The 13,181-nt window shown below is 53.6% G+C and carries 13 protein-coding genes and 1 tRNA gene (1 of these 14 only partly in view); 4 read left to right on the top strand and 10 right to left on the bottom strand.

The window, feature by feature from the left end:
• Positions 1-4: 4 nt before the first annotated feature.
• Both deoA and deoC read right to left on the bottom strand, forming a co-directional pair.
• Positions 5-1,327 carry a thymidine phosphorylase gene (gene deoA, locus FEK50_RS04095; RefSeq protein ID WP_000477811.1) on the bottom strand — a complete coding sequence of 441 codons (1,323 nt, stop codon included), beginning with the start codon at positions 1,325-1,327 and terminating at the stop codon, positions 5-7.
• A 125-nt stretch (positions 1,328-1,452) separates the two neighbouring features.
• Complete coding sequence (gene deoC / locus FEK50_RS04090; RefSeq protein ID WP_088544469.1) at positions 1,453-2,232, bottom strand: deoxyribose-phosphate aldolase; 780 nt, start codon at positions 2,230-2,232, stop codon at positions 1,453-1,455.
• A 257-nt stretch (positions 2,233-2,489) separates the two neighbouring features.
• On the opposite strand from deoC, the gene FEK50_RS04085 reads away from it, so the two are divergent.
• Together FEK50_RS04085 and FEK50_RS04080 are read left to right on the top strand one after the other, a co-directional pair.
• Positions 2,490-4,040 (top strand): YjjI family glycine radical enzyme, encoded by a 1,551-nt coding sequence (locus FEK50_RS04085; RefSeq protein WP_131161277.1) that lies wholly within the window; start codon positions 2,490-2,492, stop codon positions 4,038-4,040.
• Entirely contained in the window at positions 4,012-4,875 is an 864-nt protein-coding gene (locus FEK50_RS04080) for a YjjW family glycine radical enzyme activase (protein ID WP_131161278.1), read from the top strand. Before FEK50_RS04085 ends, FEK50_RS04080 begins: the two co-directional genes overlap by 29 nt.
• Before the next feature lie 329 nt (positions 4,876-5,204).
• Here the strand turns inward: FEK50_RS04080 and FEK50_RS04075 are convergent, their stop codons facing one another.
• From FEK50_RS04075 to holD, 8 genes are all read right to left on the bottom strand, one after another.
• Positions 5,205-5,987 carry a metal-dependent hydrolase gene (locus FEK50_RS04075; protein ID WP_131161279.1) on the bottom strand — a complete coding sequence of 261 codons (783 nt, stop codon included), beginning with the start codon at positions 5,985-5,987 and terminating at the stop codon, positions 5,205-5,207.
• Entirely contained in the window at positions 5,984-7,057 is a 1,074-nt protein-coding gene (locus tag FEK50_RS04070; RefSeq protein WP_131161280.1) for a patatin family protein, read from the bottom strand. The genes FEK50_RS04075 and FEK50_RS04070 overlap by 4 nt, the downstream gene beginning before the upstream one ends.
• A gap of 121 nt (positions 7,058-7,178) precedes the next feature.
• Positions 7,179-7,340, bottom strand: a complete 162-nt coding sequence (locus tag FEK50_RS04065) for a DUF1328 family protein (RefSeq protein ID WP_000490275.1) — start codon at positions 7,338-7,340, stop codon at positions 7,179-7,181.
• A 126-nt stretch (positions 7,341-7,466) separates the two neighbouring features.
• The gene (osmY, locus tag FEK50_RS04060) at positions 7,467-8,072 is read right to left on the bottom strand and encodes a molecular chaperone OsmY (RefSeq protein ID WP_130217540.1); all 606 of its coding nucleotides are present in this window, start codon (positions 8,070-8,072) and stop codon (positions 7,467-7,469) included.
• 401 nt (positions 8,073-8,473) lie between these two features.
• A complete protein-coding gene (prfC, locus tag FEK50_RS04055) occupies positions 8,474-10,063 on the bottom strand; it encodes a peptide chain release factor 3 (protein WP_000175943.1) in 1,590 nt (529 codons plus the stop codon).
• A gap of 90 nt (positions 10,064-10,153) precedes the next feature.
• Entirely contained in the window at positions 10,154-10,831 is a 678-nt protein-coding gene (gene yjjG / locus FEK50_RS04050) for a pyrimidine 5'-nucleotidase (protein ID WP_131161281.1), read from the bottom strand.
• A 14-nt stretch (positions 10,832-10,845) separates the two neighbouring features.
• Positions 10,846-11,292: a ribosomal protein S18-alanine N-acetyltransferase gene (rimI, locus tag FEK50_RS04045; protein WP_131161282.1), complete on the bottom strand. Its 447-nt coding sequence runs from the start codon at positions 11,290-11,292 to the stop codon at positions 10,846-10,848.
• Positions 11,261-11,674, bottom strand: coding sequence for a DNA polymerase III subunit psi (gene holD, locus FEK50_RS04040; RefSeq protein WP_131161283.1), 414 nt, complete (start codon positions 11,672-11,674; stop codon positions 11,261-11,263). Before holD ends, rimI begins: the two co-directional genes overlap by 32 nt.
• A gap of 102 nt (positions 11,675-11,776) precedes the next feature.
• Between holD and rsmC the strand changes: the two genes are divergently transcribed.
• Entirely contained in the window at positions 11,777-12,808 is a 1,032-nt protein-coding gene (gene rsmC, locus FEK50_RS04035; RefSeq protein WP_001272323.1) for a 16S rRNA (guanine(1207)-N(2))-methyltransferase RsmC, read from the top strand.
• Between the two features lie 300 nt (positions 12,809-13,108).
• A tRNA-Leu gene (locus FEK50_RS24300) sits at positions 13,109-13,181 on the top strand (it continues 86 nt past the right edge of the window).

Genomic DNA, 13,181 nt, shown 5'->3' with positions numbered 1-13,181 from the left:
ACCGTTATTCGCTGATACGACGATAGACAGTTGGTGTGCTTTCCGGTGCTTTATCGGCAAGTTTAATTGCCGCTTTCACCGCTTTCGCCGCTTCCTGCCAGCTGTTTTCGTCTTTCGCGTGGATAACCGCCAGCGGACGCTGACCGTCTACCTGGTCGCCCAGACGCGCCATATCAGTAAAGCCGACGCTGTAATCGATGGTGTCAGATGCCTGACGGCGACCGCCGCCCATCGCAACCACTGCCATTCCCAGCGCACGGGTATCCATTTCACTGACAAAACCTTCGGTATCAGCATAGACTGCTTTCGTCAGCATCGCTGTCGGCAGATACTTCGCGTAGTTCTCAACGAAGTCGGTCGGGCCTTTTTGTGCTGCCACCATACGACCAAAGACTTCTGCCGCTTTACCGTTGTCCAGCACCGCCTGCAATTTTGCGCGCGCTTCGGCGTCATCTTTCGCCAGTTTACCGGAGATAAGCATCTCCACGCACAGCGCCATCGTGACATCAAACAGACGCGGGTTACGATACTCACCCGTCAGGAACTGCACCGCTTCACGTACTTCAACCGCGTTACCTGCACTGGAGGCCAGCACCTGATTCATATCGGTGAGCAGCGCGGTGGTGCGCACACCAGCGCCGTTAGCCACGCCAACAATCGCTTCGGCAAGGGCTTCAGAGAGTTCGTAGGTCGGCATAAACGCGCCGCTACCCACTTTCACGTCCATCACCAGCGCGTCCAGACCTTCCGCCAGTTTCTTCGCCAGGATTGAGGCGGTGATCAGCGGGATGGAGTCCACGGTTGCGGTAATATCGCGGGTCGCGTAGAAACGTTTATCCGCCGGAGCCAGTGAGCTGGTCTGGCCGATAATCGCCACACCGACGTCTTTAATGATTTCGCGGAAACGGTTGTCATCCGGGAAGATGTCGAAGCCAGGGATGGATTCCAGTTTGTCGAGCGTGCCGCCAGTATGACCGAGGCCGCGACCGGAGATCATCGGAATGTAACCGCCGCAGGCTGCGACCATTGGCCCTAACATCAACGAAGTGACATCGCCGACGCCACCGGTGGAATGTTTATCAACAATCGGGCCATTCAGATGCAGGCTTTTCCAGTCGAGAACGGTTCCTGAATCTCGCATCGCCATGGTCAGCGAGACACGCTCCGGCATCGTCATATCGTGGAAGAAAATGGTCATCGCGAGGGCGGCAATCTGCCCTTCGGAGATAGTGTTGTCGCGAATGCCGTTGATAAAGAAACGAATTTCTTCATCGCTCAGCGCATGACCATCACGTTTTTTACGAATAATTTCTTGTGCGAGAAACAAGGTAACCTCCCGTGGAAAAGAGTATGAGGCGGCTTTTGCCGGATGCGTCTACGCCTTATCCGGCCTACGGGTGATACGTCTCGTAGGCCGGATAAGCGCAGCGCATCAGGCGCAAAGCATCTTACTTAGTAGCTGCTGGCGCTCTTACCGTCGCCGTGGCCCAGCGCTTTCAGCAGGCTTGCCAGCAGGCTGGAAGCGCCAAAGCGGTAGTGACGCGCATCTGCCCAGTCAGCACCGAACAGCTCATCTGCGATGGCGAGATATTTCTGCGCATCTTCCGCAGTACGCACGCCACCCGCCGGTTTGAAACCAACGGTTTTCTCTACGCCCATATCACGGATCACTTCCATCATGATGCGCGCGCTTTCCGGCGTCGCGTTCACTGCCACTTTACCGGTAGAGGTTTTGATGAAGTCGGCACCCGCTTTGATGGAGATTTCAGACGCTTTGCGGATCAGCGCTTCGTCTTTCAGTTCGCCGGTTTCGATGATCACTTTCAGCAGTACATTCGCTGCCGCGCAAGCCTCTTTACAGGCTTTCACCAGATCAAAACCAACTTGCTCGTTGCCCGCCATCAGCGCACGGTACGGGAACACCACGTCAACTTCATCAGCACCGTAGGCGATTGCCGCACGGGTTTCTGCCAGCGCAATTTCAATGTCATCATTACCGTGTGGGAAGTTGGTTACCGTAGCAATACGGATTTCCGGGGTGCCCTGCTCTTTCAGCGTTTTGCGAGCAATCGGGATAAAGCGAGGATAGATACAGATAGCAGCGGTATTGCCGACCGGAGTTTTGGCCTGATGACACAGGGCGATCACTTTCTCGTCGGTGTCGTCGTCATTCAGGGTGGTCAGGTCCATCAATTTCAGTGCACGCAGGCTGCTTGTTTTCAGATCAGTCATTTCATTCTCCTGGCTTGTCGCCAATAAAATTCACCTTGCGAGTTTGTTAGTATTCTAACATCGACTCCGCAACACACTTCGATATACATCACAATTAAGAAAATCTACTTACAAATTTGCATTACGGTAATGCGATCTGGTTCAAATAATTCACTTTCAAATGAATGCACCGATGGTGACAAACGCATCAGGATCAAAGTGAACATCACGAAACTTCTTACAATGGCGCATCACCTTTGGCATAAAAGGAAAAGAAGATGCCCACTTCTCACGAGATTGCACTGCAACAACGTTGCCAGCAAATTGTCACAAGCCCGGTGCTTAGTCCGGAGCAGAAACGCCATTTTCTGGCGCTGGAAGCAGAAAACAATCTGCCTTATCCGCAGCTGCCTGCCGAAGCCCGCCGCGCGCTGGATGAAGGCGTAATCTGCGATATGTTTGAAGGTCATGCGCCGTACAAACCGCGCTATGTCTTACCCGATTACGCCCGTTTTCTGGCGAACGGTTCCGAATGGCTGGAGCTGGAAGGCGCGAAAGATCTTGATGACGCGCTCTCTCTGTTGACCATTCTTTATCATCATGTCCCTTCGGTCACATCGATGCCGGTCTACCTGGGGCCGCTGGATGCGTTGTTGCAACCGTATGTTAGAATTCTAACACAAGACGAGATCGACATTCGAATAAAACGTTTCTGGCGTTACCTCGACAGAACCCTGCCAGATGCCTTTATGCACGCCAATATCGGCCCGTCTGACTCGCCTATTACCCGAGCGATTTTACGCGCAGACGCGGAGCTGAAGCAGGTTTCACCGAACCTGACCTTTATCTACGATCCTGAAATTACCCCTGATGACCTGCTGCTGGAAGTGGCGAAAAACATCTGTGAATGTAGCAAACCGCACATCGCCAACGGTCCGGTGCATGATAAAATTTTCACAAAAGGGGGCTACGGGATTGTGAGCTGTTACAACTCACTGCCGCTGGCGGGGGGTGGCAGCACGCTGGTGCGCCTTAACCTGAAAGCCATTGCCGAGCGCAGTGAATCGCTGGAAGACTTCTTTACGCGCACTCTACCGCACTACTGCCAACAGCAGATCGCCATCATCGATGCGCGGTGTGAATTCCTCTATCAACAATCACACTTCTTTGAGAATAGCTTCCTGGTGAAAGAAGGGCTGATTAACCCTGAACGTTTTGTGCCAATGTTTGGCATGTATGGGCTGGCGGAAGCGGTTAACTTGCTGTGCGAGAAAGAAGGGATTGCCGCGCGCTACGGTAAAGAAACCGCTGCAAATGAAGTGGGTTATCGCATCAGCGCGCAACTGGCGGAGTTTGTCGCCAATACCCCTGTGAAATATGGCTGGCAAAAACGCGCCATGTTGCACGCACAGTCGGGGATCAGTTCTGATATCGGCACCACGCCGGGCGCACGCTTGCCGTATGGCGATGAGCCAGATCCGATCACCCATCTGCAAACTGTCGCCCCGCATCATGCTTATTATTATTCCGGCATCAGCGACATTCTGACGCTCGATGAAACCATCAAACGTAATCCGCAGGCGCTGGTACAGCTTTGCCTCGGTGCCTTTAAAGCCGGAATGCGTGAGTTTACCGCCAATATCAGCGGTAACGATCTGGTTCGCGTTACCGGTTATATGGTGCGTTTGTCGGATTTAGAAAAATATCGCGCCGAAGGTTCACGCACCAACACCACCTGGCTGGGCGAAGAGGCCGCACGTAACACTCGTATTCTGGAACGCCAGCCGCGCGTGATAAGCCATGAACAGCAGATGCGCTTTAGTCAGTAAGATTATCCCCTTCTCCTGCGTTGACGGGCCAGGCAGTCGTCTGGCTCTGTTTTTGCAGGGCTGCAATCTGCGCTGCAAAAATTGTCACAATCCGTGGACGATGGGGCGCTGTAATGATTGCGGAGAGTGCGTGCCACAGTGTCCGCATCAGGCGTTGCAGATTGTTGACGGCAAAGTGCTGTGGAACGCTATGGTCTGCGAGCAATGTGATACCTGCCTGAAGATGTGTCCGCAACATGCCACGCCAATGGCGCAATCCATGAGCGTGGACGAGGTGCTTAGCCATGTCCGCAAAGCGGTGCTGTTTATTGAAGGGATAACGGTGAGCGGCGGCGAAGCCACGACCCAGCTGCCGTTTGTGGTGGCGCTGTTTACTGCCATCAAAAACGATCCGCAACTGTGCCATCTCACCTGCCTCGTGGACAGTAACGGTATGTTGAGCGAAACCGGCTGGGAAAAATTACTCCCGGTGTGCGACGGCGCGATGCTCGATCTCAAAGCGTGGGGGAGCGCGTGCCATCAACAGCTAACCGGACGCGATAATCAGCAGATTAAGCGCAGCATCTGTTTGCTGGCAGAGCGCGGCAAGCTGGCGGAACTGCGTTTGCTGGTAATTCCAGGCCAGGTGGATTTTTTGCAACACATCGAAGAACTGGCGGCGTTTATCAAGGGGCTTGGCGATGTTCCGGTTCGCCTGAACGCGTTTCATGCCCACGGCGTGTATGGCGAGGCGCAAAGCTGGGCGAGCGCCACACCGGAAGACGTTGAGCAGTTGGCTGATGCGTTACGGGAGCGCGGGGTGAGCCGGTTGATATTTCCGGCGCTGTATTTGTGACATGCCGGATGCGGCCTACGGATCGGCACAGGCCTCCAGGCATGATAAGACGCGTTAAGCGTCGCATCTGGCATTGTGCACCGACTGCCGGATGCGGCGTGAACGCCTTATCCGGCCTACGGTTCGGCACAGACTTGTAGGCATGATAAGACGCGACAAGCGTCGCATCAGGCATTGTGCGCCGACTGCCGGATGCGGCGTGAACGCCTTATCCGACCTACGAATCGGCACAGGCCTGTAGGCATGATAAGACGCGTCAGCGTCGCATCTGGCATTGTGCGCCAACTGCCGGGTGCGGCGTGAACGCCTTATCCGGCACGAAAGACAAACTACCCACATACGTTAAACAACGTATACGTGTTATTAAGCAACGCTTGCGCAATCTCATCCGCCGGTTCCGGACGTAACTCGCAAAGCACAGCAAACACACGGGCAGCCTGCTCCGGGCGGTTAGGCTGCCCCTGAAAACCGTTGAGCGGCATATCCGGCGCGTCGGTTTCCAGCAACAACGATGCCAGCGGTAATTTTGCGATGACATCGCGGGTTTTACTGGCGCGTGGATAGGTGATAGTACCGCCTACGCCAATTTTGTAGCCCAGCTGTACAAACCGTTCGGCCTGCTGCAAGCTGCCGGAAAAACCGTGAACCACGCCAGTGCACGGCAAATCGTGACGCTTAAGATGCATCGCCAGTTTGTCGTGCGTGCGCCGTGAATGAAGGATCACCGGCAGAGCGTAGCGTTTCGCCAGTTTCAGTTGTTCGTCGAGCAACCACTGCTGCCTCTCAAATTGCGGATCGTCGCCAAAGAGATCCAGGCCGATCTCCCCCACCGCCACCACCTTCGCCGGACGCCTTTCCAGCGCCTGCTGTAACTGATCCAGCGATGCATCGTTATGTTTTTCCAACATACCCGGATGCAAGCCCAATGCGGCATACAGTGGCTGATAATTTTCCGCCAGTGCCAACACGCGGGCAAAATTTGCCGCCTCGGTTGCCGGAACAATGATCTTGCCTACGCCCGCTTGTGCCGCGCGTTGCAGGCTGGCCTCTTCATCGCCGCTAAACGGCGGGAAATCAAAATGGCAGTGGGTGTCGATAAAACGGCAAATCAAGCCAGATCCTCATTGTTAAATGTCGGGTCGTTCGCCTGCGGAGCGTCGCTCACTTCGGCAACCAGCGTATCGTTGGCGACTGGCGCTGGCGGGATGACAATCGACTCCGCTGTTGCCACCGGCACCATATGGCGGGTAAGCGGCGGTTTTTCAGTTAACAGTTTGCCGATCGTCGCGAGGAAATAGCGCCCGCATAAGCGCCCAAGTTTGTAATCTTCGCGCAGCGCCGGAAGCCGACTACCGAGCGCAATACTATGCAATGGCTTCGGCGGATAAATTTCGAATATCCGCAGCTTGCCCGGTGGTTTCTCAATAAACTGCTGAATGTCACGATAGCTGGTTTCATGATGCTGCACCAGATTGACCAGCGGCTGCAGGCTACTGTCACCCAGCCAGCGTTCCATGCGCTTGAACCACTGCGGCGTGTAGTACATTTGTGACGGCACGGTGCGGATGACGACCAACGTTTTTGCTCCCTGCCTTGCCGCCTCTTTAACCGGAATCGCATCACTGATCCCACCATCCAGGTAGTTAATGCCTTCCAGCGACACTCCGCTACGATAAAAACCAGGTATCGCACTGGAGGCGCGAATCACATCCAGCCAGTTTTGTTTGGTTGGTAAAAAGTAATTCGGCGCGTAGTCATCCTGACGACAGGCACACATATAAAAGGATTTACCGCTGTCAAACAGCCGCGCGGCGGTGTCCATTTGCAACGGCATCTGGCTTGCGGTGGCCTCCACCAGCCAGTCGAGATCGATAAGATTTCCTCCACGGACAAAGCGCACTGGATCGAAAAATTCGCGTTTTGTGGTATAGCGCATGATGACTTTGCGCGCGTAACCGGGCTGATTGCAGATATATGCCGAAAGGTTCTGCGCCCCGGCAGATGTGCCGAGATAAAGATCGAAAGGATTAAACTGCGCGCGCATAAACTCATCCAGCACACCAGCCGTGAAAATTCCACGCTGCCCGCCGCCTTCGCATACCAGAGCAATTCGTCCAGGCTGGAACGGCCTTAGCGACAACGGCGCAATATTACCAAGCGTTACAGGTATTCGCTGCCCCACCTCTGCCTTCCTGTTTTTGTTGTGAAAGACTGACAAAGTAACGCAATTTATTATTCGCTAAAACCGCAAAAGCCAGTCCGCTGGACTGGCCTTGTATAAAATTTTCTTAATAGTTTGAAATCTAGGGTCGTTTTCGGCCCATAAACAAACTCACCAGGAACAGAATAATCCCGACGACAAAGACAATTTTAGCTGCGCCTGCAGCGGTACCGGCCAGACCACCAAACCCAAGTGCGGCGGCGATTAACGCGATAACCAGAAATATGATGCCCCAACGAAACATAAGCGTCTCCTTTACCATAGTTAATGTCACCGCTTGATATGAGCGTGAAAATCACTCAATGCGATATTTTTAGTGTGGTGCACATCGCGCCTCCCGACAAAGTTCGGGAGAACGAATTACGACGAATTACTTAGTTTTCAGATCATTTTTAACGCTTTTCACACCATCTACCGCTTTGGCGATACTTTCAGCACGGTCGCTTTGTGCCTGGGAATCGACGGTACCGGAGAGCTGAACCACACCGTCGGTGGTTTCAACTTTCACATGACGGGAAGGGACTATGTCATCCGCCAGTAGTTTGGCTTTGATTTCACTGGTGGTGGCGGTGTCACCCGCATAGCCCTTCACAGAACCTTCTTTAGCGTCGCGAACGTGCAGTTTGTCGCTGACAGAGGTCACGCCTTCAACGCCTTTCGCCACTTTCACAGCCTCTTCGGCCTGGGCCTGGCTTTCAACGAAACCACTCAGGGTCACCACTTTTTGATCGGTTTTGACAGAGATATCAGTGCTCTTGATGTTGTCATGATCCACCAGGGCCGCCTTCACTTTCGCGGTGATGGCGCTGTCATCCATGAAATTACCGACTTTATTCATAGAGCTATCAACTTTTTGCCCTGCGCTTTCATTGGTTGTCTGCGCGCTGTTTTCCGCAAAAGCAGAGCCGGTCGCGACGGCAGAGGTCAACATTACAGCCAGCAGAGTTTTCGAAATCTTCAGTCTTGTCATAGTCATCGATTTATTCCTGTATGTTTGCTCGTAATTTGAGCCAGGCAACACGAGGTTGCATTGCTGAAAGGGAGAGACTTCACCCTGTACAGAAGTCAATGATCGCCATCACAAAAGCGATGAGTGATGAATAACGACCATTACAGCCTCTGAATCAGTTATTAATATCAATCGGATGACAGTTAACGGTTTTAAATACTGATATCTACGTATTGATCGGTATTTAAAGCCGTCAAAAATGTCATCACTTTGTTAAATATAGATCACAATTTTGAAACCGCTCGCCGTATCGACTAAAAAACGCGCAAACATAAGCAAAAGCTAATGTTTTAAGAACATTCCGCAAGCGGCTAATAAGGAAGGGAAATTGACAGGGCGCGGCGGATACCGCGCCCTGGAGGCAAGAATTAATGCTCGCGGGTCTGGTGGAACTGAACGTCCGGGTAACGCTCCTGCGCCAGGCGCAGGTTGACCATGCTGGTAGCGATGTAAGCGAGGTTGTCGCCGCCATCCAGCGCCAGTTGGCTTTCGTTCTTACGCTTGAACTCTTCGAATTTCTTCGCGTCCGCGCATTCTACCCAGCGAGCGGTGGCGACGTTGACTGACTCATACACCGCTTCGACGTTGTATTCGCTCTTCAGGCGCGATACCACCACATCAAACTGCAGCACACCAACCGCACCAACGATCAGATCGTTGTTGGAGATCGGACGGAATACCTGCACCGCGCCCTCTTCGGAAAGCTGTACCAGCCCTTTGAGCAGCTGTTTTTGCTTCAGCGGATCTTTCAGCCGGATACGACGGAACAGTTCTGGCGCGAAGTTCGGAATACCGGTGAACTTCATCATCTCACCCTGGGTAAAGGTGTCGCCGATCTGAATAGTGCCATGGTTGTGCAGACCAAGGATGTCGCCCGGATACGCTTCTTCAACATGCGAACGGTCGCCTGCCATAAAGGTCAGCGCGTCGGAGATCACCACATCTTTCGCGGTGCGCACCTGGCGCAGTTTCATGCCTTTTTCATATTTACCGGACACCACACGCATAAACGCCACGCGATCGCGGTGTTTCGGGTCCATGTTGGCCTGAATTTTAAATACGAAGCCGGTAAATTTATCTTCGCTCGCTTCTACGGTACGGGTATCGGTCTGACGCGGCATCGGCGCAGGCGCCCACTCCACCAGGCCATCCAGCATATGATCGACGCCGAAGTTACCCAGCGCAGTACCGAAGAATACCGGGGTGATTTCGCCCGCAAGGAACAGCTCTTTGTCAAACTCGTTAGATGCGCCTTTCACCAGTTCCAGTTCGTCACGCAGCTGCTGTGCCAGATCTTCACCGACAGCTGCGTCGAGATCCGGGTTATTCAGCCCTTTAACAATGCGGACTTCCTGAATGGTGTGGCCTTTACCGCTCTGATAGAGATAGGTTTCATCTTTATAAAGGTGGTAAACGCCTTTAAACAGCTTGCCGCAGCCAATCGGCCAGGTGATCGGTGCGCAGCCGATTTTCAGCTCGTTCTCAACTTCATCGAGCAGCTCCATCGGGTCGCGGATATCACGGTCAAGTTTGTTCATGAAGGTGAGGATCGGTGTATCGCGCAGACGGGTAACTTCCATCAACTTACGGGTACGATCTTCAACACCTTTTGCAGCGTCGATAACCATCAGGCAGCAGTCCACCGCCGTCAGGGTACGATAGGTATCTTCCGAGAAGTCTTCGTGCCCCGGGGTGTCGAGCAGGTTAACCAGGCAATCGTGATACGGAAACTGCATCACAGACGTAGTAATGGAGATCCCACGCTGCTTTTCCATCTCCATCCAGTCCGACTTAGCGTGCTGGTTGGAACCACGGCCTTTTACTGTACCGGCGGTCTGAATGGCCTGTCCGAACAGCAGCACCTTCTCGGTGATGGTAGTTTTACCGGCGTCCGGGTGAGAAATAATGGCAAAAGTGCGGCGCTTCGCCACCTCTTGCAAATAAGGAGACAACGTCATAATTCTTTCTTCTTGAGTAAGCGGCATCGCGCCGCGCTTGTTGAAAACGAAAAATTGCGGCTATTTTACCCATCAACGGGGGGGAGGCAATCAGTGTTTACACAGGAGCTGCTCCAGTTCGTGCAACGAAGAGACGGTCCAGGTGGGCGCGATGCCTTCTGGTTGCTCGCGATTGTGCGCATTCAGCCAGCAGGTCGCAAGCCCGGCGTTGATGCCACCGAGAATATCGGACTCGGCAGTGTCGCCAACCATCAGCACGCGTGAACGGTCAGGATTGCCCGCCTGTTCCAGCGCATAATCGAAAATTTTCTTATTCGGTTTGGCAACGCCAACTTCTTCGGAAATCACCAGCAAATCGAAGTAATCACGCAGGCCCGTGCGTTCCAGACGCACTTGCTGCAAGGCGCTAAAACCGTTGGTGATTATGCCGATTTTGGCGTTACCACGAATGGCGTTAAGCAGGGAAACCGCGCTCGGCAGCGGCGTGCAGATTTCTGCCATCGCATTAATAAAGGCATCGTTGAGTTTACCCGGCTCGACGTTCAGCCGTTCGGCCCAACTTTCAAAACGCCCGTGCTGAAGCTGTAATGAAGTGATCGCGCCGTTTTGATAATCCACCCACAGTGGCTTGTTAACGGCCTGATAGTCCTGAAAATCTTCAGCGGTAAAGGTGACGCTGTAGTCAAGAAACATCCGCTGCAAGCCGGTGAATGAGTCAAAGGTAAACAGCGTTTCATCGGCATCAAAGAAAATCCAGTCCCACTTCATTATTCCACCTTGTCTTACATACTGATTGGCAACGCCATGATAATGGCGTCTTCGCGACCGTCCGTGGTGGGGTAGTAATTGCGGCGAATCGTCGCCTCGTTAAAGCCTAAACTTTCGTACAGGGCAATGGCGGCAGCGTTTGAGGCACGGACTTCCAGCCAGAGCGTCGCCACGCCGCGTTTTTCCAGTTCGTCGATCAGATGTTCCAGCAGCGCCCTTCCCAGCCCCTGACGCTGATAGTCGGGATCGACCGCAATATTGAACAATGTAGCTTCATCCAGCACCACTTGCGTAATCGCAAACGCCGCCATTTTGCCGTTTTGCGTTAACTGAAAGTTGAGATAACGCTCGCCCTGATTGCTGGCAAACGTTTTTTCACTCCACGGAAAGGCGTGGGCGCGTTGTTCAATGTGGAAAGCCGCTGGTAAATCAGTCGTTTCGAGGGTAGAAATCGTGTTCATATGTGCAAATTTGTTGCCATAATGCGGCGCGTGCCGTTGGGTTTGCCCGTAATTCGGTGAGCGCCGGTGATGCCACCTGAGCGCCTTCCAGTGATAGCGGTTCGTCAGTACCCAACCGCCAGCTGTTGCAGCGACTGCCTTGCGGCAGCATCGCGATCCTATCTGGCGTCAGTTGCAGCACTTGATCGGGGCTGACGGTTAATGCACGCAGAACGTCGCTCACCAGGGGATCGGTCAGGGCGGGAAGATCGTTTGCCACCATCACCAGACGGACGTGTGCCGGGATCGCAATGGCAATCTCCCCCTGCAACGCGCCAGGGCGACGCAGCGACCACTGGGTAATGCCCAGTTGCTGTAACTGCCAGTCTCGTCGGGATGTCATAGCGAATCGCTCCTGTTGTCAGGGGCGCAAATATAGCAAATTCGTCGATACCGCGCCAACATATGGCTATAATCGCCGCCAGTATCAATTGAGGAGCATTCCATGTCTGCATTTACCCCGGCAAGTGAAGTCTTGCTGCGTCACAGTGATGATTTCGAACAAAGCCGTATTCTGTTTGCCGGAGACTTACAGGATGACCTGCCCGCGCGTTTAGATACCGCGGCCAGCCGTGCTCATACCCAGCAATTCCACCACTGGCAGGTATTAAGCCGCCAGATGGGGGATAACGCCCGTTTCAGTCTGGTCGCCACGGCGGATGATGTCGCAGATTGCGATACGCTGATTTACTACTGGCCGAAGAACAAACCGGAAGCCCAGTTCCAGTTGATGAATTTACTTTCTCTGCTGCCAGTGGGGACAGATATTTTTGTCGTTGGCGAGAACCGCAGCGGCGTGCGCAGCGCCGAGCAGATGCTGGCCGATTATGCGCCGTTGAATAAAGTCGACAGCGCCCGTCGCTGTGGCCTCTATTTTGGTCGTCTGGAAAAACAGCCGGTGTTTGATGCCGATAAATTCTGGGGCGAATACAGCGTTGATGGCCTGACGGTCAAAACACTGCCTGGCGTGTTTAGCCGCGACGGTCTGGATGTCGGTAGCCAGTTGCTGCTCTCGACGTTAACTCCGCACACCAAAGGTAAAGTGCTGGATGTCGGCTGTGGCGCGGGCGTGCTTTCGGTTGCCTTTGCGCGCCATTCGCCAAAAATTCGTCTCACTCTGTGCGATGTCTCTGCGCCAGCGGTAGAAGCCAGCCGTGCGACGCTTGCTGCCAACGGTGTTGAAGGTGAAGTCTTTGCCAGCAACGTCTTTTCCGAGGTGAAAGGTCGTTTTGATATGATCATCTCCAATCCGCCGTTCCACGATGGGATGCAAACCAGCCTGGATGCGGCGCAAACGCTGATTCGCGGCGCGGTGCGTCATCTTAACAGCGGCGGCGAGTTACGAATTGTAGCGAACGCCTTCCTGCCTTATCCGGATGTGCTGGATGAGACATTTGGCTTCCATGAAGTTATCGCGCAAACCGGGCGCTTCAAGGTGTATCGCGCTATTATGACCCGCCAGGCGAAGAAAGGTTAAGTATCTGGCACCTGTCGCCGCATGTCGTGTTGGATGCGGCGTGAACGCCTTATCCAACCAATGTACGTTACCCGTAGGCCAGATAAGACGCGCCTGCGTCGCATCTGGCATCTGCGCCCGTATGCCGTGCTGGATGCGGCGTGAACGCTTTATCCGACCGACAAACGAATTATCCACAATCCGCTGATGGCCATTTTTCCAGCAATTACACATCAGGCGATAATTAACTATTGACGAAAAGCTGAAAACCACTAGAATGCGCCTCCGTGGTAGCAATTCTTTTTTAAGAATTGATGGTATGCGAAGGTGGCGGAATTGGTAGACGCGCTAGCTTCAGGTGTTAGTGTCCTTTCGGACGTGGGGGTTCAAGTCC

The sequence above is a fragment of the Escherichia sp. E2586 genome (genome assembly GCF_005781105.1).
Taxonomy (GTDB): Bacteria; Pseudomonadota; Gammaproteobacteria; order Enterobacterales; family Enterobacteriaceae; genus Escherichia.
The sequence above is the reverse complement of the archived record's forward strand: the minus strand, read 5'-3'. Positions and strand labels throughout refer to the sequence as shown.